The sequence below is a fragment of the Oceanobacillus luteolus genome (assembly GCF_042678205.1).
GTDB lineage: Bacteria > Bacillota > Bacilli > Bacillales > Amphibacillaceae > Oceanobacillus > Oceanobacillus luteolus.
This window is the reverse complement of the sequence record NZ_JBHUDE010000009.1, coordinates 1-25,856: the sequence shown is the minus strand read 5'-3', so window position 1 is coordinate 25,856 and position 25,856 is coordinate 1. Positions and strand designations below refer to the sequence as shown.

Here is a 25,856-nt window from a genome sequence, read left to right as displayed (position 1 = left end):
CAGTGCGAGATAAATTCCCATATTCTATCAAAGTTCCATAAATGGGATTAGGATCATATGTCCGACCTACGACCTACACTGTTGAAAAACCTTTATAGCTACAGACATATTACCGAAAATACGTTAAAATAGAATAAAGTTCTACTTGAAAAGGATGTGCCAAAAAATGAACTATAAAATACTAGTTGTAGATGATGAACAACCTATTGCAGATATATTAAAATTCAACTTAGAAAAAGAAGGTTACCAAGTTGTAGTAGCAAATGATGGGGATGAGGCAATTAATTTGGCTGAACAGGAAGATCCCGATCTAATTCTATTAGATATTATGTTGCCGAATAAAGACGGTAATGAAGTGCTCCGGGAAATCAGAAAAACGAAGAATATGCCAATTATTATGCTTACCGCAAAGGATTCAGAAATAGATAAAGTGCTTGGTCTGGAACTTGGTGCGGATGACTATGTAACGAAACCATTCAGTAATCGTGAGCTGATTGCCCGCGTGAAAGCGAATCTTAGAAGACAACAAGTTCCTGAAGAAACGGAAAAGCCGACGAAAAATATCGTTATCGGCAATCTTACTGTCTTTCCAGATGCGTATGTCGTCTCTCGTGACGGTGAACAAATTGAACTAACTCATCGGGAATTTGAGCTGTTGCATTATCTGGCCCGTCATATTGGACAGGTCATGACCCGTGAACATTTATTAGAAACCGTATGGGGTTATGATTACTTTGGAGATGTGAGAACCGTTGACGTTACCGTAAGAAGATTACGGGAAAAAATAGAGGAGAACCCAAGTAATCCAACATGGATTGTTACACGCCGTGGAGTTGGTTATTATTTACGTAATCCTGAGCAGGAGTAGTTGTGATGCATAAAATCGGATTTTTTCGTTCGATTCAACTAAAGTTCATAATTATATATATTCTGTTGTTGCTTCTGGCCGTTCAATTGATTGGAACATTTTTTACAGGACAGCTGGAAAAGAATCTAAAGGAAAACTTTGACGATACGATCTCCAGTCGAATGGAGCTGCTGACCTACAATATTGAGCTTGTATACAACAATGATCGCAGTGAAGGTGATGAAGGACAGACTCGCGAATCTGAAGTCGCTGAAATTGTAACTGATCTCAGTACGGATGATCTTACTAATGTCATAGTTGTAAACAGTCAAAGTAGGATTATTGGAACCAACAGCAACGCGGTGCAGATTGGCCAGCGGATGGCAAGAGATATTGTACAGCAGGTACTATCGTTTGGGATGTCAAAGGATGGTAAGTTTGTGAATCAAGATACGGACGAGCATGTCTATGTCCGTGTCGATCCTGTTATTAATAACAGTGGAGTGATAGTTGGTGCCATCTATTTAGAATCATCCCTAGAGAGTCTGTATGATCAACTGGATGAGATCAATAAGATCTTTTTACAAGGTGCACTTCTTGCCATCACCATATCGGCTATTATTGGTGTACTTGTTGCCCGAACAATAACCAAGCCAATCCAGGAAATGACGAAGCAGGCACAAGTGATGGCGAAAGGTGACTTTACACAAAAAGTTAACGTATATGGAAAAGACGAAATCGGTCAACTCTCGGAAGCTTTCAACGACTTGAATAGTCGTCTGAAACATTCCTATGCAACGATTGAGGAAGAACGTTTTAAGCTGAGTTCCGTACTTTCCAATATGTCCGATGGCGTTATCGCAACCGACCAAGAAGGTTCAGTTACGCTGATGAATGAGGCGGCAGGAATTCTGCTCGGAGAAAATCCTGATGATATGATTGGCGATGATTTGATAGATGTCCTTCAGCTTGAGGAAAAACTGACCGATATATCTGAGCTTAGGGAAAACAGCTCGATGATTATCGATTTCAGTGATGATAATCAGCCATTCCTTATCCGGGCAACATTTTCCACTGTAAAAGATGATGAAGATGTCATTACTGGTTTTATTACTGTTTTGAATGACGTTACAGAAGATGAAAAGGTCGAACAAGAACGCAGGGATTTTGTATCCAATGTTTCTCATGAACTTCGGACGCCGTTAACAACGATGAAGAGCTATCTGGAAGCATTGGCAGAGGGTGCCTGGGAAGATAAAGAAATCGCACCACGTTTCCTTGAAGTGACACAAAATGAAACAGAGCGGATGATACGCATGGTAAACGACTTGCTGCAACTTTCGAAAATGGATTCGGATGAATATCCAATTCATAAAGAGGAAGTTGAATTCGTTGACTATTTCCATCATGTGATCGAACGTTTTGAAATGCATCTCCCAGAAACGACCACGATTAAACGGGAGTTGCCTAATAAGAAATATATGGTCTGGATTGATAAAGATAAGATGACTCAAGTACTTGATAATATCATCTCGAATGCAATCAAATATTCTCCAGAGGGTGGAAGAATCATCACCAGGGTAGAAAACAAACGCCATTATCTTCTCATTACCGTTCAAGATGAAGGTATGGGAATTGCCTATGATAAACTGGAAAAGATATTTGAACGTTTTTACCGTGCTGACCGGGCGAGAACGAGAAAGCTTGGTGGTACAGGTCTAGGGCTTGCTATTACAAAAGAATTGGTCGAAGCTCACCATGGTCGAATTTGGGCAAAAAGTAGAGAAGGCCATGGGACGTCCATTTACTTTACACTCCCGCTTATTAAAAGGAAGCGGAGGGATACGAAATGAAATTAGAGACCGTGAAATCGTTTATCCTCATTGTTTTGATCGGTATCAGTATTATCCTCTCCTACACGTTATGGAGCTATCAGCCGAACTCCAATCAGACGATCGGTGGAGAGATCGCCGACAATGAAATGAATGCTGGAGGCCGTGATGATCTAAAGAAGCGGGAACTCATTAAACCTAGCGATATCATTTTCCATATGGAACAGGACCATTATGGTTTTAGCGATGCAAGAGATCGAGATAGCTTGTTTGCAGAGATGCAGAACTGGATCATATCTGATTTTGAAATGTACAGCGATGTATCAGTATCAATCGAGCGCTCTCCGCAGGCGATTGAATTAATCTTTCCAGAGGAAATTCCACTGGAAGTATTGGATAGTATATTTACATTTAGTCTCAATGACGATGATATGGAGCCAAGTGGCTCCATGGAGCGGGTGATGATTAGTTTCATTGCTGACAGTAAATCATTACAGTTGGAATTTATCTCGCCTGAAATGGATCAGTTAGCGGTAGCTTTAGTTAATGATGCAAAAACTTATGAATATATGGTGGAGAAAATCGCTGATTTACAAAAGAGCGAATTAACGGAGTACCTCGTGATTAACGAGGATATAAATCCGGTATATTTTCCAGCAGGTAAGATGGATTTGCAAAAATACTCGATAACACCAACTGAAATTAATCCTTCATTATTTGTCAATATCTTGTTTACCAATCCGTCTGTTGTAAGAGAAACAAGATCGCAGACAATTGGGCAAACATATTTCACGGATAACCGGCAGATGAATGTCTATCAAGACGGAATGCGAATGGAGTATATAAGCCATGTTACGCCAACAACTGACGGATTTAACCGGATATCAGAAGAAGGATTGCTGGATCAAAGCATTGCAAATATTAATAGTCATAGTGGTTGGACACAGGCAGAACGATTGAATCAGGAATACCGTCTGGAAGAGATTGACTCGGATTCAAACAAGGTTTCCTTCCAAATGTACTATCATGGTTATCCGGTCTTTAATAATCTTGGCTTGGATACGATTGAACAGGTTTGGGGAGTAAATCAAAATAATTTACAGCTGATAGAATACAACCGTCCGCTCTTCAAATTCGATAATCAATTCTTTCCTAGGACAGTGGATGACTTTCAGTCTGGAGAATTCATCCTATCCTACCTGGAGTCAAACGAGGATATTTCCATGGAAGACATTCAAGATGTTACAATTGGGTATGAGTTGAAATATCAGCGAGATGATGAAGCGAGTGAATACATTGAGATGGTTCCAGCTTGGTATAAAAAAGAAAATAATATATGGCAAAAGTTGTATATCACGGATGAAAAAATTCCAAGAGGAGGGAACTAAGGATGCAATGGGGACATATTAAAACGTTATTTATCCTTAGCTTCCTGATCTTAAATATATACTTAATCTCTGCTTTTATTGATCGCCAGCAAGATGTAGGTTACCTTGATAACCAAGAATTGCCGATCGAGGACCAGCTTGCTTCTGAAAATATAACCTATGAAAACATCGATGAAAATGTGAGTCAACTACCATATATCTCGGTCATTCAACATGAATTGTCTGAAGATGAATTGGAAGAACTCGAAAATGTTGAGGGTCAGACAACGGAAGTTTTTAATAATAATCTGGTCGTATCTGAACTTGAAACAGCAGTTCAAATATCACCGGATATGACTCCGGAAGCACTTGAAGCTGCAGTTCAACCTCTCGTCCTTTACGGTGAAGATTATTCTTTTTGGGAATGGAATGAAGAATTGAATGTATTGGTCTTCTTCCAAGAAAAAGAAGGCCGTACGATTTACTATAATGAAAATGGATTATTGCTCGTATTCTTAAATAAAGATAATGAGATGACGCATTATGCCCAAACCATTTTAGGTGAGTCGGAGGTACAAGGTGATCTCGTCCAACTCAATCAACCTCCTCAAGTTATCGGCCAACTTTTTAATGCCAACTACTTCAATCGTGGTGATGAAGTGACCGATGCTAAGGTCGGCTATTACTCCCGCATAGCAGCGGATGGTGTTCAAGTGTTTGCCCCGACATGGAAAATAGAGGTTAATGAAGAGCGAAATCATTTTGTCAATGCGATTGAAGGAATCATTTACGACAATGATCCAGAAGAGATGTTGTTGAATTTTATTAGTGAGCACTTGTTGTTGCGGATAAACGCATTAGAGGAAGATAACGGGCTTAGAGAAACATTGTTGCCAATTTTGGAGAGAAGACTAGAGTTAGAAAATCGGAGTGAAACGGAATGAGTTTACGTTTTAGTGTACTCGCATCAGGGAGTACAGGAAATGCTTTTTATATAGAGTCGAATAAAGAAAAAATATTGGTGGATGCAGGGCTCAGTGGAAAGCAGATTGATCTTCTATTTGAAAAGGCCAATCTGGACCCACGACAGCTTTCTCGTATTTTAGTGACCCATGAGCATAGTGATCATATTAAAGGATTGGGTATCATTGCGAGAAAGTATAATTTGCCTATTTACGCGAACGAAAAGACATGGAAAGCGATGGAGAAATCATTAGGTAAACTTACCACGGACCAGAAATTTATTTTCAACTTGGAAGAAGTGAAAACGTTTGGCGATATGGATGTACAGTCTTTTGGAGTCTCCCATGATGCAGCTGAGCCCCAGTTTTACACTTTTTACAGCGGTGGAAAAAAAGTTGCCCTCGTCACGGATTTAGGTTATGTGTCCGAGCGGATTAAGAAAACTGTCGAAGATGCGGATGCGTATATTTTTGAGGCTAATCATGATGTTAATATGCTACGGATGGGAAGGTATCCGTGGAGCGTGAAACAGCGGATATTAGGTGATTCCGGCCACGTGTCCAATGAAGATTCTGGCCTTGCCCTTGCTGATGTCATCAACAATAATACGAAGCGTGTCTATCTCGCGCACTTGAGTCTTGATAATAATATGAAAGATCTCGCCCGTATGTCGGTTTCTCGTATCCTGGAAGAACGCGGAATCAACTTGGAAATTTGTGACACCGATCCGAAAGAACCTACACCGCTTTATGAAGTCGTATAGAAAAGAGTAGTATATTTTTTTCAAATTACAGGGTGGACGACGGAGTGTCCAAGCTCCGTCTCTAACCTGGAAATAACCCATCCCCCTCATTTAACACCTCACATAGAATTGCTATCGAGTTCACCTCTGTTCTGCTTTTCCATTTTTAGTTTATGTTGCTTTTATTTTTGGTAATACTATTTAATAAGAGCAGAAATCTAGGAGGCAATGTCATGGGCTATTACAGACGAAGAACACACAGAAGGTTTTATTGGCTTACCCCCCTGCTTTTAGGTGTGATTATTGGTATTTTAATTGTCTCCCTTGTCATCCCTGAACTGATGAAGGCAGGACTTATCCCTCAGGCGACTAGTGAAACCCCAAGGCAACAGCAAGCTACGAGCCAACTTCAAGACAGAAATATAACGAATACTTCTGTCAGTGTAGATGTTTCCACACAAGTTACCGAGGTGGTAGAGACAGTTACCCCGACCGTTGTTGGAGTAACAAATATTCAACGGCAAAACGACTATTGGCGTGAGCAGGGTTCTATTGAAGCTGGAACTGGTTCAGGAGTGATCTATAAAATTACAGATGGAACGGCCTATATCGTTACAAACCACCATGTTATTGAAGGCGCTGATCAAGTGGAAGTCGTTCTTTACGATGATACCCATGTCGAAGCAGAAGTAATCGGCAGTGATTTATTTTCCGATTTAGCTGTACTTCGTATGTCTGATGATTCCGTTGATCAGGCAATAGAGATTGGAATATCTCAAAATGTAAAAGTAGGTGAGCCGGCAATAGCTATCGGAAATCCTCTTGGTCTTATGTTTTCCAGTTCAGTTACACAAGGTGTCATCAGTGGTACAGAACGGACCATTCCCCAGGATTTTGATATGGATGGCAGACCTGACTGGCAAGCAGAAGTCATTCAGACCGATGCTGCCATAAATCCCGGAAATAGTGGCGGAGCACTTATCAACATTTATGGTCAACTGATAGGCATCAATTCCATGAAGATTAATGAAGCTGCAGTAGAAGGTCTTGGTTTTGCGATTCCAATCGATTATGCGATTCCGATCATGGAGGAGCTAGAAACAAAAGGAAATGTAGAGCGACCATTCCTAGGAGTGGAAGTATATTCTCTGGATGAAATTCCACATAGGGAATGGGAAAAAACATTATCTTTACCGAATGACGTAACAGGTGGTGTTTACATTTGGAGTGTGCAGCCAATGTCCCCTGCAGATCAAAGTGGATTACAGCGCTTGGATGTCATCATTGAATTGGATGGCGAACCGATTGGCAATATTATAGACTTAAGAAAAGTTCTATTTCATGAAAAGGAAATTGGCGATCAGCTAGAGATAACGTACTATCGTAATGGTGAAATCCAACAAACGGAAGTAACCCTTACCGCTCAAGAATAGGGTATAACATGCCATCTCCCGCTTTACTGGAAGATGGCATATTACATTATCCACAAAAAATTAAAGTTATTCACATTCCGTGGATAAATAATTTATTAAAATCAATATATAGTATTGTGAATTAGTTGGAGCACAAAATAAATACGAACATTTGTGCATATGTGGATAACTTTGGGGATAATCACAGAGTTTCCACTATATTTTTCCGCTTATCCACGATTTATCCACTATAATCTCCTTTAAATCGTGAATAACTTCTAATTTATCCTCTACATTCTATAACAAGTCGTTGAAGCGACTTTCACTTATACACAGTTCGGAATTTATATCTTGAAACTCCCATCAACTAAGCCTATACTTTTTACGGAGACAAAAAAATAGGAAAAGGAAGTGCATTACGTTGATTCGTCGCTTTTTTTCATATTATAAGCCACATAAACGGCTATTTATTGTGGACTTTACTGCCGCAATCATTGTGGCTATTTTAGAACTTGCTTTTCCATTGGCCGTACAATGGTTTATTGATGATTTACTTATGGGGGATGACTGGGGAATTATTCTTACAGTAGGTATCCTGCTTTTAACGGTGTATATTATCAGCACCCTCCTTCAGTATGTAGTTACTTATTTCGGCCATAAGCTTGGTGTAAATATAGAGACAGACATGCGTAATGAATTGTTCCACCACGTACAGAAGCAGTCTTTCCGCTTTTTCGATAATACGAAAACAGGACATATGATGAGCAGAATCACTACAGATTTATTTGACCTTGGTGAACTCGCCCACCATGGTCCAGAGGATTTCTTCATTGCAATCATGACTTTCTTTGGTGCCTTCTTCATTATGTTCATGATCAATCCACTGTTGGCATTGGTAGTATTAATCGCAATTCCTGTACTCATTTTCCTGATTTCTTACGGAAATATGCGTATGAATCGTTCGTGGAAGAGAATGTACGAAGATATTGCAGACGTGAATGCGAGGGTGGAGGATGCCGTATCGGGAGTACGTGTTGTCCAAGCTTTTACGAATGAGAAGTTTGAAATGGAGCGTTTCATTGAGAATAATAAAAAGTTCCGCCTGGCGAAATTGGGTGCATACAAAGTAATGGCTACGGTACATTCCAATATTTATTTACTCATGCGCTTAATGACTTTATTCGTACTCGTGTTCGGTGCTTGGCTTACCTTCCATAATCGTTTGTCATATGGTGAACTAGTGAGTTTTATCCTCTTAATGAACGTGCTCACAAGTCCAATCAATAAGATTACTGCCCTGCTTGAAATGTATCCAAAAGGAATGGCCGGATTCAAACGATTTACGGAGATGCTGGATGTCGATCCGGATGTGAAGGATAGGCCAGATGCGATACATGTGAACACCCTCGAAGGGAATATTGAATTTAAAAATGTCACCTTTGGTTATGAAGAAAATAAAGCTCCAGTTTTAAATAATATTAGTTTTAACATTCACTCTGGAGAAACGGTGGCCTTTGTTGGACCTTCTGGTGCTGGGAAGACAACGATTTCTTCATTGATTCCAAGATTTTATGATGTGAATGACGGTAGTATCTTTATTGACGGGCTTGATATCCGTGATATGACGAAAGAATCGTTAAGAAAAAATATCGGTGTCGTCCAGCAAGACGTCTTCCTTTTCACTGGAACGTTAAAAGAAAATATTGCTTATGGAAAATTGGATGCAACAGATGAGGAGATATATGAAGCTGCTCGACGTGCTCATATGGAAGAGTTCATCAACGAACTCCCAGATGGATATGAGACACAAATCGGAGAACGAGGATTGAAGCTGTCTGGTGGACAGAAACAGCGGATTGCAATTGCCCGGATGTTCTTAAAGAATCCTCCTATTCTCATTCTGGACGAGGCTACATCAGCGCTTGATACGGAAACAGAGCGGATTATACAAGAATCCCTTGACGAGTTGGCGAAGAACCGTACGACTCTTGTGATTGCCCATCGCCTTGCAACTATAAAAAATGCAGATCGTATTATGGTTGTGACAAAGAAAGGTATCGAGGAGCAAGGTACCCATCAAGAATTAATTGCCCAAAATGGGATTTTCGCAAGGCTTCATAATATCCAAATGAGTTAATAAAAAGGATATCCATCTTCATTGAAGTTGGATATCCTTTTATTATTCTATAAGCATAAATATTCCTGTGGAACACAACCTATAAAAAAGGAGTTGATTGCCATGTGGAAGTTTATTCTCATTGCTTCTCTAAGTCTTTTTCCAATCCTATCTTATATTACGCCGCAAATAAGTACTGAAATCTTTCAAGATAATGTACCACCCTACGCAAAGTGGGGCCAAGTAGCTATGCAAGTGACAAAGGAAAAATACCCTGATGCCGAGATCATCGATTACTTGCATATAGGAGCAGTTGATAATAACGGTACCACAACAGAAAGGTTCAAGCTTTGGTTACGTGGCGATACTCGAGAATTCGGTGTTTTTATAGATATTCATTTTAAGACAGAGACTGAGGAAGTCATCGAAATCAATTTTCAGGAAACAGATCGATAGTTGTTGGTTATTACCTGTTCCCAATGGCCTGAGATCCTTAAGTATCAGCATTTTTGGTGGTGGAAAGAATGTTTTTTATCTCCACTCGGATCGTAATAACCCATATACGGCATGGTCGACAAAATGGTCATATAACCACTCGGCTTGACGAACAACCCCCTCATGTTTAAAATTCAAGCGCTCAGGGATTGCACGGCTTTTGGAATTTTCGACCGCTGCCCTAATTTCAATCCGATTCAATTCCAACTCGTAAAACGCGTATTCAATAAGGCCACTAACAGATCTCGTCATAATGCCACGACCGACAAAATCCGTTGCCAGCCAGTAACCAACTTGTGCATTCAAGTTTTGCCAATCTATGCTATTAAAACCTGCCATGCCACAAAGCTTTCCCCTGTAGAAAATCCCGCAATTCAATGCTTTTTTAGCTTCATATGAATTTAATGTCAATCGAATAAACGTCAATGAATCCCGTTTCGATTTTGTTCCATCTACCCAAGGTAACCATTCCCTCAATTCCTTCCTCGATTTATCTGTAAGCCGGAACAGTTCCTCGGCATGGGATTCCTGTATTTGAATCAATGTAATTTCTTCATCAATATCCAATCTGAACAACTCTCATCCCCCCCTACTTTATTTATATATTCTTCATCATACAAAGTTACAGCTTAAAAAGATAGCCCAAATTGCGGGTAGTCAGGATAAAAAAACACATTTTATTTTATTTTCATGCAATGCTAGTTTATTATGGAAGTAATAAGCATTTTTAGCTAAAGGAAGGAATCTGAAATCGTGGACAATGATAATATTACGCGGTTGGAAATAAATGGAAAAGAAATCATCCTGATTGGAACGGCACACGTTTCGAAGCAAAGTGCCGAACAGGTAAAGGAAGTCATAGAACAAGAAAGACCTGACTCGGTGTGTATTGAACTGGATGAACAGCGTTATCAGTCAATCACGGACGGAAATAAGTGGCAAGAAATGGACATTTTTAAAGTTATCAAGCAAAAGAAGGCCTCTTTGTTACTGATGAATCTTGCCATATCTTCTTTCCAAAAACGAATGGCGAAACAATTTGGCATCAATGCTGGCCAAGAGATGATTCAAGGGATTGAGTCTGCAAAAGATGTAGGAGCGGAATTGGTTCTTGCTGACCGGAATATCCAGATAACGTTTGCAAGAATCTGGGGAAATATCGGTCTAAAGGGGAAAGCGATGCTCCTTACTCAAGTTGTTTATGGCATATTCAGTAAGGAAACGATCACAGAGGAAGAATTAGAGAAGATGAAGCAAAAAGATATGATTAATGCGATGCTTCAAGAAATAACAGAGAGCTTCCCAAGATTGAAAAAGCCACTCATTGATGAACGAGATCAATATTTGGCACAAAAAATCAAAGATGCACCAGGAGAAAAAATAGTTGCCATACTAGGAGCGGCTCATGTACCTGGAATCACGAGAGAAATACATAAAGAACAGAATTTAGAAGCACTGACGAAAAGACCACCGAAGTCAAAAGCACCGAAGGTCATCGGCTGGGCTATTCCAATTGTAATCATCGCCCTCATTGCCATGACATTTTTTCAAAATCCAGACGCGGGTGTTCAGCAAATTTGGAGCTGGCTATTATGGAATGGCTCGCTTGCTGGAATCGGGACAATTATAGCTCTCGGACATCCACTCGCCGTACTCACTGCAGTTGTCGCAGCACCGTTTACATCATTGAATCCATTTCTTGCAGCAGGCTGGTTTGCTGGGTTCGTACAAGCTTATATGAAAAAGCCAGTAGTACGGGATTTTGAAAACCTTGCTGATGATGTCACTAGTGTAAAAGGTTTTTGGGATAATAAAGTGACCCGAGTGCTGCTCGTTATGGTTCTTGCCAATCTCGGCAGTTCTCTTGGTACGTTTATAGCCGGTGCTGATGTCGTTCGACTATTTATTCAAAACTTGTTCTAAAACTCAAAGAAAGCACCTTCCCTGAGGGAACCGTGTTTTCTTTTCTTTACCTACTGAAACCATGTATTCCATGAAGGAGGAACCGTTTGTGATCATTGCGATCATTGTAATCCTATTCTGTCTATCCATCTTTTTCTCCGCAAGTGAGACTGCGCTTACATCCCTGAATCAAGTGAAGCTGCAAACACAAGCAAAATCTGATGATAAACAAGCAAAGAAACTTCTCAAATTAACTGAGAATCCGAGTGAACTATATACAGTTGCCGTAATCGGCAATAATATCGTTGACCTGAGCCTTGTTGCTCTTATTGTTTATTATACTTTGGATACCAGTTTTGACACGATCTTTGCAGTAGCATTGACAATTACTGCCATCATCATTTTTGCAGAAATCATACCTAAGGCGGTTGCCCGGTCAATGCCGATGGAGATTGCCTCTATTGTGTCACCTCTTATTCAAGGGATGATTAAAATTTTAAAACCAATCATTTGGTTACTAAATAAGCTCGTCACCTTTATAACGAGTATATTCAATAAAGATGGAGAAGAGGAGCTGTCTGTGTCAAAGGATGAGCTACGTACCCTCGTTGAGCTTGCTGGAATTGAGGGGACGTTTCAGGCAGATGAATCACATCGAATTAAAGGTGTGCTTGATTTTTATAATTTAAATGTCCGTGATGTTATGAAAACGCCACGTGTGGATATCGTTGCTTTACCAATTGATTCCACTTATGAAGAGGTTAGAGATTTTGCGATTGATAACCGATTTACCCGTTATCCGATTTATGATGAGGATATTGATCATATCGTTGGGATCATGCATACAAAATATCTCCTCTCCTGGTCGGTAAATCCGGAGAAAAAGTTAGAAGAATTCATGGATGACGATCCACTCGTCGTTTATGAATTCCAGCCAATTGAAGAAATATTCCACAAAATGACGAAGGAACGAAGGCACTTGGCTATCGTTCTTGATGAATATGGTGGTACAGAGGGGATCATCAGTCATGAGGATATTATTGAAGGTATGATTGGTCTGGAGATCCACGATGAAATGGACGAGGAAACGGAAGTCCTCATCGAAAAATTGACCCCGACTCAAGTGATTTGTGACGGAAAGGTCACCCTCCATCGTTTAAACACGATTTTTCAAACGGAAATACCCGAAGATGAAGATGTGTTGGCTGCTTATCTATTGAGTGAGTTTAAAGACTTTCCAAAAGCCGGTGACGTGTTAGAGAGGGATAATTTAACATTTAAAATTTTATCTGTGGAAGATCGATATATTCGGAGAGTACAGATAGTAAAATAAGAAACTGATGAATTTAAAACCCGAACAAGCTAAATGGCCTGTTCGGGTCTTTTATTTTATTCACGATTGATGGAGAACGAAATGGTATGGAGCCACTTAACTTTAATAATGTTTATTCTGGGTGACTGTAGCTAGTTGATTAAGCAGCTTATCGAGCTCTTGGGAGATTTGTATTAATTCATCATTATCTACTTTATTTTCATATGCTTGATACATCATCGCTCGCATCTTTTCAATTTCGCCCCTCAACCCTTCTTTACAGGTCTTAATACAATCACCACTCCTTCACAATGATACATTTATATATTATCCTAATTTTCTTCATTTTAAACTAAAATGACAATTTTTAGGTGCAATATACACCTTAATATTATCCTTTTTTCCTTAAAAGCTAGTTAATAGTAAAAGTTTCTATTTATTTATTTGCCGGAATGTTTTATAATGACCATATCAATGTTCGTGATTTTGTTGTTTTTAAGTATAAATAATAGTTATAAGTTGTATTTTATAACTGATTTACGAACATAATTATTGTGTTAAGGAAAAACATACGTAATTATACGAGTCGCAAGTCTATTAGAAACTTGGAGGGTGTAAAATGAATAATAAGTGGATTCGTGCGGTACTTCAGCATTGCTCATTCATTGCAGTATTGGTACAGTTTATTGTTGGTCATTATTTAAAGCGGATATTGCCAATTATATTGGGAGTTCTCTTGGTGAAGTGGAATGGGCGTTCAGCTTGGCTATATTTGTTCTAGGAATGTCTGCAGCGTTTGGTGGAAGACTGGTAGAAAAAGATATCCATAAGTCCTCTTTACTTGCTATGATTTTTTTTGTCGTTGGTATGGCAGGGACAGGATTTTTCATTTATCAGAAGTCATTGCTCGGTATTTATGTTTCCTACGGGATCGTAATGGGGATTGGCTTAGGGATCGGCTATTTGACACCGGTGAAAACATTAATGTTATGGTTTAAAGAACAAAAAGGACTAGCGACTGGCCTGGCGGTTGCAGGCTTTGGTTTAGCAAAAGTAATTGCAAGTCCCTTGATGGAAAGTCTGATGGGTGCAAGGGATAATACTGGTATGTTGGTTGACCCGACCAGTATATATACGATGTTTTATATTTTAGCAGCTATCTATTTTGTCATGATGTTTATTGGACATCTAACATTGAAGAAACCGTTCGGATCAGAAGAAGAAAATATGGAAGGCCAACATTTCAGTTATATAAAAGTGTTGAAAAACAAAACTTTCATCGGTATCTGGCTCATGTTTTATATTAATATCACATGTGGCCTTGCCTTAATTTCACAAGAAAAGGGCATGCTCGCATTTATCGGTTTTAGAGCAATTGGTTTGGTCAGCTCTTTGACTGCCATATTCAATGCAGGTGGAAGAGTAGCATTCTCTTCATTAGGAGATCGATTAAGCGATCGAAATTCAATATATAAAATCATCTTCTTTTCATCCATCGCTGCAATCTTGGCGACAATCGTGTTCGATGGCATGAATAATGCATACGCAATTTTAATCATTGCACTGCTCTGTATTGTTAATGCAGGATATGGTGGAGGATTTTCATCACTGCCCCCTCTCTTATCCGATCGTTTTGGATTAGACAGTATTTCCACCGTTCATGGATTGACACTTTCTGCATGGGCGTTTGCAGGGTTATCTGGCAACCAGCTGAGTACATTCATTCTCGAGCAGACCGGGTCTTATGACATTATGCTGTATGTCATTCTTGCTATGTTTGCTGTTGCTGCTTTAATTAGTATATTTGTTGTTAAGCCTGGCATCGTTAATTTAGAGAATGAGGTAAGTAATGGAAAAAAAGAAGTAATAGCAAGCTGACTCAAAGAAGGATGTCTCATAGAGACATCCTTTTCTATTATAGTCGTGATTTATTTATCTTATCAGATTATTTTACCAATATATTCTACTTTTAAATCTAGATAATTCGACCGATAAATATATAGACTAGTTCTTTAGTTGAGTATATGAATTGGCTATATTTCTGAAGGAATATGAAAAGTGCGATAGATAGAGTGGGAAAACTGAGTTAGGGGGACCATCTTGATTTTCTATAAAGAAGGATGTGATTAGATTCACGATGTTCGGTTGATATATAAAGCACCTTTCATCAAAATAGCAACGATGATACACCTTAAGGCTAGTAAATTAGTAATTTATCTTATCGGTTAAAGGAGAAAAGAGTGAAAATGAGTTTTTTGAACTTCAAAAGCATTAAGCATAAAATAATATTTGCATTTTCGATTGTGATTTTATTAGTATTGATCACTAATATTTATAATTACATTACAGTCAACCAAAACAATAATACAGTGGAGGAGATTGTGGAAGAGGATCTTCAACGGTTAATTGCCTATAAAGGGTTGGAAACAACGATGGCCAACCGGATTTCCACTGCACGTGGTTATGCCTTAAGTGGGGAAAGTGATTTTAAGGATCGTTTTGACGCATACACACAACAGGGAATAGAATTTGAAACTCTAGCTAGAAGTGTCGGAGTGAGCGAGGAATTTGAAGATGTGTTGAAACGGACCGTAGAATGGCGGACTGCTATTAGTGAGGATGTATTTGCTGTCTACGATCGTGGCGATGTCGACCGAGCGATGGATAATCTGAATGAATTAACTCCGGTTGTTCGAGAAATCATGGATGGTTATGAGGAATTAGCGCAGGGTGCTACAGATGAAATCAATCAAAGTGGTGAACAAATTGTTTCAGATGGAGCGCGTTCTCTATTAATCATTAGTATCGTATCAGTGGTCATCGTCGTATTGAGTATTGGGGCAGCACTCTTTACAGCACAAATTATTTCTAAGCCAATCAAAATGGTGATGGAACGAATGAAAAGTATCGCAAGTGGTGATTTAAGCCAAGAAGACCTGACAATCAATTCGAAAGATGAAGTTGGTCAGTTAGTTGGAGCGACCAACCAAATGACTGCTAAAATTCGTGAAATACTTTCGGATATTAATGTTGTTTCTGAAACAGTTACAAGTCATAGTGAAGAGTTGACTCAATCAGCTAATGAAGTAAAAGCTGGTTCTGAACAGATAGCAACGACTATGCAAGAATTGGCTTCAGGTTCAGAAACACAGGCAGAAAGTGCAGGAGATCTAGCTTCCATTATGGGTACATTTGCAGAAAATGTACAAGAAGTAAATGAAAACAGTGAACGTGTACAAGAGTATACAAAAGATGTAATTGGCTTGACTACTAAGGGTAGTGAGTTGATGACATCTTCAACAAAACAAATGGCGAAAATTGACCAAATCGTTCAAGAAGCGGTTACAAAGGTGGAAGGATTGGACCAACAAACACAACAAATCTCACAACTTGTCGCTGTTATTGAAGGGATTGCAGATCAAACGAATTTACTTGCATTAAATGCTGCAATTGAAGCGGCTCGAGCGGGTGAGCAAGGAAAAGGATTTGCAGTAGTAGCGGATGAAGTAAGGAAGCTTGCAGAGCAAGTGGCAGTTTCGGTTAAGGACATTACAGGAATCGTAGGAACGATCCAGAATGAATCTAGTGTTGTTGCTGAATCATTGAAGGATGGTTATAAAGAAGTAGAAGCAGGAACAAGCCAAATCATCACTACTGGAGAAACATTTGATGAAATTAGCCAATCGATATCAAATATGGTGCATACGATTGATCAAGTATCCGATCATATAGCTGATATCGCATCGAAAAGTCAGGAGATGAATGGCAACGTTGAAGAAATAGCTTCTATCTCCGAAGAGGCGGCAGCTGGAGTGGAAGAGACCTCTGCTGCTACAGAACAAACGAGCAGTTCCATGGAAGAAGTTGCAGCAAGCTCCGAGCAATTAGCAAGACTTGCTGAAGAACTAAACGGTTTAGTAAGACGATTTAAACTTTAAAATGAAAATAATAGAGAGCTGGTTAAGACATTTTAGATGTTTTCTTAATCAGCTTTTTTTGTTTGAAAGCAAAGACTACAGCTTTCTCTTCTTCAATCCGTAAATGAATTTAATACATGTTTTCTTTACAACTCAGTTGCCATGTGTTATATTGACAAATATTTTGATTGATTTAATGGAGGTGACAAAATGGAACATGGAACAGCTTCCATTGTCTCTTTAATGATTGTAACGGGTGTTGCTTTTTTCATTCCAATCATGCTTCAACGATTGAAATTAAAAGCAATACCGATTGTCGTAGCAGAAATAATAGCCGGGATTATTATTGGGAAAAGTGGATTGGACCTTGTAGACGTAGATAATGCATGGCTTACGCTATTATCCAGTTTAGGCTTGATTTACTTGATGTTTTTAAGTGGTTTAGAAATTGATTTCTCATCTTTTAAGTTGAAAAAAGAAAAGAAACCAGGGAAAACGAAACAAATCAATCCTTTTCTCATATCCATAGTTATTTTTCTGTTTATGCTCATTTTGGCTTACGGTTTTTCTATGATACTAGTATATTTCGGAATGATCGATGATCCATTTTTCATGACGATTATTCTTTCAACCATATCTTTAGGCGTTGTTGTACCGGTATTGAAGGAGAGAAAAGTGATTAATACCGAACTGGGACAAACGGTATTGCTTATCGCAGTTATTTCCGACTTTGTCACGATGATATTATTTGCTTATTATTTGGCATTGAAAAATGGCGATACGACGATTGTATGGTGGATAGTTCTACTTTTGGCACTAGTATTTTTACTGTATTATGTATTGAATTATTACAAGAAGAAAAGCGATATGCAATTATTGGAGACGTTGAAAAGAGGAACAGCACAGATTGGTACACGGGGAATTTTTGCACTCATTCTTCTCTTCGTAGCCTTATCGGAAACAATGGGAGTGGAAAATATCCTTGGTGCGTTTTTAGCAGGTGTGGTTGTTTCCTTACTTAGCCCAGGCAGAGACTTTGTCCATCAGCTGGACAGTTTTGGGTATGGATTTTTAATACCGATTTTCTTTGTAATGGTAGGAGTAGGTTTTGACTTTGCATCTTTATTTGAAAATCCTGGAATTCTTGCGCTGATACCGATTGTTTTAATCTTCCTCTTTTTAACAAGAAGTTTACCGACCGTGTTGATGAAACGGTGGTTCTCTTGGAATGAAGTAGTAGGTTCGGGGATGTTGCTTACATCGACCTTGAGTCTTGCGATTGTTGCTGCTACCGTGTCCTTGCAAATGGGGATAATTTCGGAGGGTATGAATAGCGCAATCGTACTTGTATCGATCTTGACGTGTTTCATTTCACCGATTTTATATGCTAGAATCTCCCCTAAAGTGGAAGAAAAGAAGCATAGTTTAGCTATTATTGGTGCCAACCGTGCAGCGCTTCGTGCGAGCATCAACTTTCAAAAGAGTAATTATCAAGTGACGATCTTTTCAGGGAAACAAGCAAAGATTGAATCTGAAAATGATAATGAATTCCCGATTGTTGAATTAGAGGAATTATCACTGGAGAGACTGATTGAAAGGCAAATTTTTGAAACCTTTGATCGAGTAATCGTTACAACTAGTGATGATAACTTCAACATCGAATTAGCTAATTATTCAAGGGAAATTGGATATGAAAATATGATTGTTCGTATTGAAGATCCTAAATTGAATAAAAAGTATAGCGACATGGGAATTACAGTATACTCTGATGTCTATGCTAGTGAAATGATTCTAAAAGCGATGGTCCACAGCCCAAGTCTTGTACGATTCTTAACAGATGAGGATGAGGCAATCAGGGAGTTTGTTCTAGAGGATGTCAGATATGATAACCTACCACTGCGCAAGCTGCCATTCTTAGGCGATACACTTATTTTATCAATTTATCGAGGCGACCGAGCCATTACGCCAAATGGTGATACGATTCTACAGACAGGGGACCGTTTGATTATAAGCGGTAGTGAAGAGTCAATGGCAAAGGTAGCGAATAATATTTGAAGGATCAAGGAGTGCCATAGGGGGGCTGAATTACAGCTATCCCTGTGGTGTTTTTTATTTAGTATGGAGAAACCTATAAAATGGTAGTTCCATGTGGTACACTGTCTAAAAATAGACTCTTAAAGGAAGATTCGATGAAGATCACGATTATATCTGTAGGTAAATTAAAAGAAAAATATCTCAAACAAGGAATCCAAGAATATTTAAAACGCCTTTCTAGTTATGCAAATGTCAATATTGTGGAAGTCGCAGATGAAAAGGCGCCAGAAACATTAAGTGATGCGGAAATGGAAACGGTGAAGCGAAAAGAAGGGGAACGGATCGTCAGTAACATTCAACCGGATACATTTGTATTTACGCTTGAAATTGAAGGAAAGATGCTTACCTCAGAGCAGTTTGCAGCGAAACTGGACGAACTTGCAACATATGGGAAAAGCAAAATTGCATTTGTTATTGGGGGCTCATTAGGAATTAGTGATGAAGTGAAGCAGTGCAGTGATTACGCATTATCGTTTTCCAAAATGACATTTCCTCATCAGGTGATGCGCTTGGTGTTGTTGGAGCAGGTGTATCGGGGGTTTAGGATTAATAGGAATGAACCGTATCATAAATAGGTAATGATTTGGTTTAAAATATAAACCCTTTAAGATTAAAGGGATAGTGTTGTTAGATTTTATAATAAAGTCTTTTATAGATGTTTTAATAAATGAAGGAATCGAATTACTCGATTCATCTTCAGGTAAATGTGCAATAAAGGAAAAATGAATATGTTTTAAATTCTTCTTCTTAGCCTCTATTTTTTCAATAGATGCTACAATTAATTCTCTGAATTCTAAGGGCTTTAAATAGTTTTTTAAATCAAGAAACTCTTGAAGCTGTTGTCGGATGAAATCTTGGCTAACTGGTTTTAAAGAGGATTCCTTTTTGGAATGCTGTTCTTTTAAAGAAAAGATTTTGCGTTTGTTTTCACTTATTTCCATTCTGATTTCTTTCATTCGTTCAACAGCTTCCTCTTCGGTATATATTCCTGAACCGGTAGCCACAGAGTCTTGAATTCTTCTCTTTTGTTGTTCGAGTTTTGCTTGTTGGGCTTCCAGTATTTTAATTTCCTTCGTCTGTTCTGTGTATTTGGGATGCTGTTCAATCAAAGCATTAATTCGGTATGTGATACTTTCGATAATTGAATCAGACTGTAGGGCTTGAGTGAGTTTGTCAAATACTGTGTTTTCTAACCAATCTGCATTGATAAGGTTTGGATTACAAACGGATCTACCCTTGTTATGATACTGCCCACAAGCATAGTATCTCAATTTGGTTCCATCTTTTCTTTTTGCCCCGTATAGACTTGTCATGTAGGAGCCACACTCTGGACACTTAGCAATGCTTGTTAATGGAAATGTACCTGAATATTGACGAGGGGTACCTGTTCTTCGCTTTTTTCTTAGTTGAGCAGCCTTATTCCACGTTTCCTCATCAATGATGGGTTCATGAACCCCTTTTGATAAGATATAATCGGGGTTTTTTCCTTTTCTTCGGTCCCTTTCCCAATTTAACACTTGATTGAATCGAATGTATCCCTTATATGCGGGATTATCAAGAATAGTTGATACAGATACAATGGAGAAAGTTTTTCCCTTTTTTGTTCGTTTTCCAATTTCATTAAGGTAATTGGAAATTTTCTTTGTACCCCATCCGTCATTAACATACTTATCAAAGATTAGCTTCACTGTTTCAGCTTCTTCTTTATTAATGACCAATTCTTTGTTGATTGTATCGTAACCAAGCAATTGACCACCGTTCCATTTACCCTCTCTTGCACGTTGGGACATTCCGAATTGGACATTCTCAGCAATCTCTTCTCTTTGATACTGTGCCACCGAAGCTAAAATGTTAAACTGCAGGTTCCCGTGTGGTGTACCGTATTCGCCTTCCTTGATGCTTATAAATCTAACCTTCTCTCTATGGATCTCTTCAACAATCTTTAATGAATCAGATAGTGAACGGCTTAATCTACTAACTTTATAAGTGATAATTGCATCTATATTCCCATCAGCTACATCCTTCATCATCCGATTTAATGCTGGTCGGTCCTTTGTGTTTTTACCACTAATACCACCGTCAACATAACTTTCAATTAAGATATCTTGTCCAAACTGGCGATGTGCTTCTTTAGTGCCTTCTTCTAGTTGTGCATCTAATGAAAATCCATGCTCTAATTGTCTATTGGTTGAAACTCTGATATACAATCCTACTATTTTTTTAGTTTTAATATTCATTTTTTACACCTTCCTTTTGTTTTTTTAACGCAACACCTTTCCTAGTTCCTTTAGCATGATCCACATGTTCGAATTGGGCAAGCAATTCCAATATCTCGAATTCCCGGCTTAATTGAAGAGGATTGTATTCTCCTTCAATTATACTGATAAGTCGGACTTTTGAGCAGTGAATTTCATTTATGATTTTTAATGCGTGTGAATATTTATTGCTAATTCTACTAACACAATAGGTGATAACGGCATCTAGCTTACCTTGTTTTACATCCTTCAACATTTGGTTTCTTTCAGTATTACAATTCGGTCCCATTCCTTGGTCTACATAGAATTTTATGTCGATGAAATCTCCAAATAATTCTTTTGCGATTTGTATGGCTTTCTTTTGATGTATTCCCAATCCTAATTGTACTTTTTGTTCAATTGAAACACGATTATATAATCCAATCACTTTTCTGTTATTTTTCATAATTATGCTCCTTTTTTCTCTGGTTTATCTTCCATTTTACGTTCGATTGCTTCTAATAAATAAAAAGCAATGGTATCAAGATTATCGGAAATCTTATCGTTTGTAATTTGGGTTTCTTCATAGTGAAGGGAATTAGTTTTTGTGGAATTTTCCATAGGGGTGTTACCTCCATTTTGTTGTATTTTCTTTGATGGTGGATTTTGAAGTTTATATAGAGGGGATTGAAGACAATGGTTGAATTGTAAGGATAGAGTTAAAAAGGTGAATGACTGATCATAGATTTTTCTGAAAGAGTGGTTGTTAGAAGGTGAATATAAAGTAGAGGTTTGGATAATGTAGCAGTTTTACTTTCGACTGCATAACTAGAATATCATGAAAAATGCCCCGTGTGGTTGACGATTTGTCACCACTTTTTCAATTAGGAATTTATATAGCTTACTTAAAATAGCTAGAACAGGCTAAGACATTGAAAAGTTTTAGAAAGGTCTTGGTAGAGATATGATACGTGTATGAATAAGGCGATTATAGTTCATTATGCGAATCCCAATTTAGATTTTCCACTTTATATAGGAAGGTCGATGAGGAGAAATAAATATAGTCGGATTGGGAACAAAACTAGGTGTTAAATTCCTTGATACATAAGGTTTCATGACTTCCCAAGTCAACTAAAAGGAGGAACTTAAAAATGATTCACACATTTAAACTTATGTTTGAACTTCACTACCAGGAAGTACAAGATTTGCAAAGAAGACATAATATCAAGTACACACAGCTAAACAAATACTTTGAAGGAGTATTTCCAGGAGTAACAATGACAATATCACACTCTGGATATGGGAAGTGGATGTTATACATGGTTGTAGATGCAATAGAGCTATTAGGAAAGCCCGATATTACTGAAGACGATTATATAAATATTAAAAAAGAAATAAAATATATGCTTTGGCATGTTGTAAGACATTCTAGTCATTACCGGAACCATACTTTACTTCGAATCGACTATAGATATGATGTTTTAATGAAAGATAAAAATAATCGTATGTTGTTGATGGATCTGTATAAAAAACTAACAAGCTCTTATAGGTTTCAAAAGAAGTACCTAGGAAAGTTAGAACATGGCGTATTCCAACCATATAAAACTACAGTGTACCATTCATCAAACTCAGTCGAGAGTATGGTCTATTTAAAGGAAGAAGAGAGAATTGATAAAGGTGAAAAGGTAGCAAGTTATGAAAAAGATATTGTTCGATATGAAGTACACGTAATGCGGGACCATCTCTACTATATGGAGAAAAAAAGTACAAATGCTAGACGACCAAGAAAACTTAGAGAATATATGAAGGAAGAAGTTTATAAAGAATATTTCCAAAAGTATATGTCTCATATTTACCATTCAGGTGACTTCTACAAAATTGACGAAGCGAGAAAAAAGCTAACTAAGTCCTCTTTATCTACTCAAAACAAAATAAAGCTAATTGATTTTCTCAAACAAATTAGCAGCCACAGCGTTGATACCCCCCTTAAAAATAAAAAGATGTCAAAAGGTACTTATAATAGTCGTTTGGCATTACTTCGAAAAGAAGGCATTCATCCCGTTTTAATCCCAAAAAATTATCAACCAAAGGCCCCCTCAATTCTAAAAAATCCTTTAAACAGATTTCCACGGTAAGTAATATTTCTCACAACTTATAATTTAATACCTATCTCAAATTGAAGTTTCAAGTAGAGATAGGTATGGAAATAATAGATTGAGTATACTGAATATTAATGTGTGAATTTACCTCTTTTGACTATAAGAAATGGTATAAAAGTAATTAAGTTAGCACAAAATAATAAGTTGAAATATATGAATAGGATTTTTCTTCGGGGATACACTAATCTTGAAATTACTTAAATGATCAAGGGAGGATATAATTTATGTTGACTTCTGAGGATATCAACAAGGAGTTTGCAAAATTAGTAAATCATTATCGTGAAAAGAAAGGTATTTCCCAAAACCAATTAGCTACTGAAGCGGGGATTTCGGCATCCCTTTTGTCACGTATTAATAAAGGAACTCGTAAAGCACCAACTTTAGATAAGGTCTATAACATTGTTAAAGTTTTAGATATTCCATTAGACCACTTGTTTAATGGGTGGGATCATGATTGAGTAAGCTAGGTAGCAAAAAGGAATTTATCTTTACTCTTTATCTTAAAAAGTTTCCGCAAACCATTGAGAATTTAATAGGTGTTTCTATTGAAGGGGTTAGGACAGAAGTAAATTATGGTTCTAAATATGTAGACCTTTATGCAGTAAATCGTGATAGGAAGATAGAAGTCTTTGTTGAGAATCAAATCACACCCTCAGATAAAAGTGATCATCTGGTAGAAAAAATAACCCCGTTGATTAATAATGTTTCGGAAGGTTACTTAATCTGGATTGCTTCTAGGTTCAAACAAAATCATATTGATGAAGTTAAAAGAATACTTCGTGAAAATCCCCAGAAGTATATTAATTTCTATGCTGTGGAAATTCAAGATGAGGTGTTACACCGTATTGAATATTTGAATAATCTCTATGAATTGGTTGTTTGGGATAGTCTGGATTCCATTAATGAGATAGACAGGATATTGAAATTAGTTGATTGTCATTTACAGATGCCAATAACACATATTGGGAAGGCTCATATTGGAGAACGATGGTATGACTTCGACAGAGATGATGATATTAAGGAGTATGTTTCTGTACAGTTGTGTGAAAAGATACCATATTATTTAAACCTTCATACCCAAAAGAAGCATTTAATGAATGATAGAACTTTAACAATAGGAGCGGGATTAGGAGAGATAACTTATTTTTGCTCTGCATTAGATAGAAGCAAACGTGCAGTTGTAGGGATTCGTTTTGAATATAGTAAGCAGGATTGGTACCATTATTTTAAGCAAAATATGAAACTTTTACAGAATAATATTTCCCAGAACTTGTGTTTTAATGATAAATATAGAACCATCAGTTATTATATAGAGTCAGATAGAGAAAACATCCCTGAAGTTGCAGTTCAGATTATTGAGGTATTTGAAAGGTTTGTTTTGTTTTTTTCACCATATACTTATGGGAAAAAGGCAAAGATTTAATTAAATTCAAAGGTATCCTAAATATTGGGAAGGGAAACTAGAGGTGAAAAACGATAGAATTCCTCAAGTTGTTAAAGGTAAATGATTTAATTGGTTTGGAACAATATTTAAAAATACACGACGCTAATAAAGAAATTCATGGACAAAGTTTACTATACTAGGCTGTTTTTAATAAAAATCTGGAATTCAGCAAAATAATTATAGAGATGGGTGCTGATGTTAATCAAAAGGATCATCTTAGGAGGTCGCCTCTTTCTATTTCCTGTTTCCTTGGTTTTACTAAACTTACCAATTTATTGTTAGAAAATGGAGCAAAAATAGATGGTACATGTATGGAACGTGCGTATTATGGATGGAATGGTAATATCCAGATTGAAACTTTGGATATATTACAGGAGAAGGGGTGGATAAATCTTTATCTTGACGATCTTCGGAAAGCTCCAAAGGGTTTTACCGTAGCAAGAAATGTAGAAGAAGCACTCTCAATAATGAAACATAATAAGATTCATATTTTGTCACTAGATCATGATTTAGGGATGGATGAAAAAGGGAACCTCTTACAAACTGGCTATGACTTGGTCAAAATTATGTGCCAAAGAGGTCTAAGAGCAAATAAAATATATTTACATACCAGTAATGTAGTTGGTCGGGAAGCTATGTATGAGACACTCAGGGCTTCACAAAGAAGGGGCTTTATTGATGATGATATTAAGATCTATTTTACAGAGAATAGCTTTACTGACTGTTAGAAGGTTAACCTACAGATATAGTAAAAACTCCATCAATATCACGATGGAGTTTTCTTATGCTGCTTTACAAAATCATAAAGACAATTCGAGACAATGTCTTTTAAACGAAGATGAGAAAATCGTCTTGTACATAGCTCACTAAATTCTTCATAGATATCTTTATTTACCACTAATGACTTAGTTACACTGTAAACCCGTAATCAAACAACGCATACAAAAATGAAGCACCTCTTGCTAAGATAGAAATATCAATTGAAGGAGGTGCTTTTCTATGCCACATGAAGAACTAATC

The 25,856-nt window shown here is 37.7% G+C and carries 24 protein-coding genes; 19 read left to right on the top strand and 5 right to left on the bottom strand.

The features are described from left to right. Window positions 1–166 precede the first annotated feature (166 nt). The 8 genes from yycF to ACFSBH_RS02575 all read left to right on the top strand — a co-directional run bounded on the left by yycF (window position 167) and on the right by ACFSBH_RS02575 (window position 9,735). Window positions 167–868 (top strand): response regulator YycF, encoded by a 702-nt coding sequence (yycF, locus tag ACFSBH_RS02610; RefSeq protein WP_251512928.1) that lies wholly within the window; start codon window positions 167–169, stop codon window positions 866–868. A gap of 5 nt (window positions 869–873) precedes the next feature. Continuing rightward, window positions 874–2,700, top strand: a complete 1,827-nt coding sequence (gene walK, locus ACFSBH_RS02605) for a cell wall metabolism sensor histidine kinase WalK (RefSeq protein ID WP_251512931.1) — start codon at window positions 874–876, stop codon at window positions 2,698–2,700. Next, complete coding sequence (locus tag ACFSBH_RS02600) at window positions 2,697–4,067, top strand: YycH family regulatory protein (protein ID WP_251512933.1); 1,371 nt, start codon at window positions 2,697–2,699, stop codon at window positions 4,065–4,067. The genes walK and ACFSBH_RS02600 overlap by 4 nt, the downstream gene beginning before the upstream one ends. A gap of 2 nt (window positions 4,068–4,069) precedes the next feature. Beyond that, complete coding sequence (locus tag ACFSBH_RS02595) at window positions 4,070–4,990, top strand: two-component system regulatory protein YycI (protein ID WP_251512935.1); 921 nt, start codon at window positions 4,070–4,072, stop codon at window positions 4,988–4,990. After that, a complete protein-coding gene (locus ACFSBH_RS02590) occupies window positions 4,987–5,772 on the top strand; it encodes an MBL fold metallo-hydrolase (protein ID WP_251512938.1) in 786 nt (261 codons plus the stop codon). The genes ACFSBH_RS02595 and ACFSBH_RS02590 overlap by 4 nt, the downstream gene beginning before the upstream one ends. 212 nt (window positions 5,773–5,984) lie before the next feature. Then, entirely contained in the window at window positions 5,985–7,184 is a 1,200-nt protein-coding gene (locus ACFSBH_RS02585; protein ID WP_379595943.1) for a S1C family serine protease, read from the top strand. A gap of 400 nt (window positions 7,185–7,584) precedes the next feature. After that, window positions 7,585–9,300: an ABC transporter ATP-binding protein gene (locus ACFSBH_RS02580; protein ID WP_251512942.1), complete on the top strand. Its 1,716-nt coding sequence runs from the start codon at window positions 7,585–7,587 to the stop codon at window positions 9,298–9,300. A 102-nt stretch (window positions 9,301–9,402) separates the two neighbouring features. After that, entirely contained in the window at window positions 9,403–9,735 is a 333-nt protein-coding gene (locus ACFSBH_RS02575) for a DUF3889 domain-containing protein (protein WP_251512945.1), read from the top strand. A gap of 75 nt (window positions 9,736–9,810) precedes the next feature. On the opposite strand, the gene ACFSBH_RS02570 is transcribed toward ACFSBH_RS02575, so the two are convergent. Next, window positions 9,811–10,350, bottom strand: a complete 540-nt coding sequence (locus ACFSBH_RS02570) for a GNAT family N-acetyltransferase (protein WP_251512947.1) — start codon at window positions 10,348–10,350, stop codon at window positions 9,811–9,813. A gap of 177 nt (window positions 10,351–10,527) precedes the next feature. On the opposite strand from ACFSBH_RS02570, the gene ACFSBH_RS02565 reads away from it, so the two are divergent. Beyond that, entirely contained in the window at window positions 10,528–11,697 is a 1,170-nt protein-coding gene (locus tag ACFSBH_RS02565) for a TraB/GumN family protein (protein WP_251512949.1), read from the top strand. An 88-nt stretch (window positions 11,698–11,785) separates the two neighbouring features. After that, window positions 11,786–13,009 carry a hemolysin family protein gene (locus ACFSBH_RS02560; protein ID WP_379595939.1) on the top strand — a complete coding sequence of 408 codons (1,224 nt, stop codon included), beginning with the start codon at window positions 11,786–11,788 and terminating at the stop codon, window positions 13,007–13,009. Between the two features lie 102 nt (window positions 13,010–13,111). Here ACFSBH_RS02560 and ACFSBH_RS02555 read toward each other — a convergent pair whose 3' ends face one another. Beyond that, window positions 13,112–13,258: an aspartyl-phosphate phosphatase Spo0E family protein gene (locus ACFSBH_RS02555; RefSeq protein ID WP_285853621.1), complete on the bottom strand. Its 147-nt coding sequence runs from the start codon at window positions 13,256–13,258 to the stop codon at window positions 13,112–13,114. Window positions 13,259–13,607: 349 nt separating this feature from the next. Between ACFSBH_RS02555 and ACFSBH_RS02550 the strand changes: the two genes are divergently transcribed. The 5 genes from ACFSBH_RS02550 (at window position 13,608) to rlmH (ending at window position 19,574) form a co-directional block, all read left to right on the top strand. Next, on the top strand, window positions 13,608–13,769 hold the full coding sequence (locus ACFSBH_RS02550; RefSeq protein WP_379596039.1) for a hypothetical protein: 162 nt from the start codon (window positions 13,608–13,610) through the stop codon (window positions 13,767–13,769). After that, a complete protein-coding gene (locus ACFSBH_RS02545) occupies window positions 13,733–14,866 on the top strand; it encodes an MFS transporter (RefSeq protein ID WP_379596032.1) in 1,134 nt (377 codons plus the stop codon). The genes ACFSBH_RS02550 and ACFSBH_RS02545 overlap by 37 nt, the downstream gene beginning before the upstream one ends. 368 nt (window positions 14,867–15,234) lie before the next feature. Next, window positions 15,235–16,926, top strand: coding sequence for a methyl-accepting chemotaxis protein (locus tag ACFSBH_RS02540; RefSeq protein ID WP_251512953.1), 1,692 nt, complete (start codon window positions 15,235–15,237; stop codon window positions 16,924–16,926). A gap of 189 nt (window positions 16,927–17,115) precedes the next feature. Beyond that, entirely contained in the window at window positions 17,116–18,960 is a 1,845-nt protein-coding gene (locus ACFSBH_RS02535; RefSeq protein ID WP_251512954.1) for a monovalent cation:proton antiporter family protein, read from the top strand. Window positions 18,961–19,094: 134 nt separating this feature from the next. Beyond that, window positions 19,095–19,574 (top strand): 23S rRNA (pseudouridine(1915)-N(3))-methyltransferase RlmH, encoded by a 480-nt coding sequence (rlmH, locus tag ACFSBH_RS02530; protein WP_251512955.1) that lies wholly within the window; start codon window positions 19,095–19,097, stop codon window positions 19,572–19,574. Here the strand turns inward: rlmH and ACFSBH_RS02525 are convergent. From ACFSBH_RS02525 to ACFSBH_RS02515, 3 genes are read right to left on the bottom strand one after another with little or no spacing between them, the layout of a single operon-like run. Next, window positions 19,467–21,236, bottom strand: a complete 1,770-nt coding sequence (locus tag ACFSBH_RS02525; RefSeq protein WP_379595936.1) for a recombinase family protein — start codon at window positions 21,234–21,236, stop codon at window positions 19,467–19,469. The genes rlmH and ACFSBH_RS02525 overlap by 108 nt on opposite strands. After that, entirely contained in the window at window positions 21,226–21,699 is a 474-nt protein-coding gene (locus ACFSBH_RS02520; protein WP_379595934.1) for a recombinase family protein, read from the bottom strand. Before ACFSBH_RS02520 ends, ACFSBH_RS02525 begins: the two co-directional genes overlap by 11 nt. A 2-nt stretch (window positions 21,700–21,701) precedes the next feature. Further along, window positions 21,702–21,854: a hypothetical protein gene (locus ACFSBH_RS02515; RefSeq protein ID WP_379595932.1), complete on the bottom strand. Its 153-nt coding sequence runs from the start codon at window positions 21,852–21,854 to the stop codon at window positions 21,702–21,704. A 530-nt stretch (window positions 21,855–22,384) separates the two neighbouring features. On the opposite strand from ACFSBH_RS02515, the gene ACFSBH_RS02510 reads away from it, so the two are divergent. The 4 genes from ACFSBH_RS02510 to ACFSBH_RS02495 all read left to right on the top strand — a co-directional run bounded on the left by ACFSBH_RS02510 (window position 22,385) and on the right by ACFSBH_RS02495 (window position 25,564). Continuing rightward, window positions 22,385–23,368 carry a hypothetical protein gene (locus tag ACFSBH_RS02510; protein WP_209973895.1) on the top strand — a complete coding sequence of 328 codons (984 nt, stop codon included), beginning with the start codon at window positions 22,385–22,387 and terminating at the stop codon, window positions 23,366–23,368. A gap of 248 nt (window positions 23,369–23,616) precedes the next feature. After that, complete coding sequence (locus ACFSBH_RS02505; protein WP_379595930.1) at window positions 23,617–23,850, top strand: helix-turn-helix domain-containing protein; 234 nt, start codon at window positions 23,617–23,619, stop codon at window positions 23,848–23,850. After that, a complete protein-coding gene (locus ACFSBH_RS02500) occupies window positions 23,847–24,815 on the top strand; it encodes a hypothetical protein (protein WP_379595928.1) in 969 nt (322 codons plus the stop codon). The genes ACFSBH_RS02505 and ACFSBH_RS02500 overlap by 4 nt, the downstream gene beginning before the upstream one ends. A 206-nt stretch (window positions 24,816–25,021) precedes the next feature. Beyond that, window positions 25,022–25,564, top strand: coding sequence for a cyclic-phosphate processing receiver domain-containing protein (locus ACFSBH_RS02495; RefSeq protein ID WP_379595926.1), 543 nt, complete (start codon window positions 25,022–25,024; stop codon window positions 25,562–25,564). Window positions 25,565–25,856: the final 292 nt, after the last annotated feature.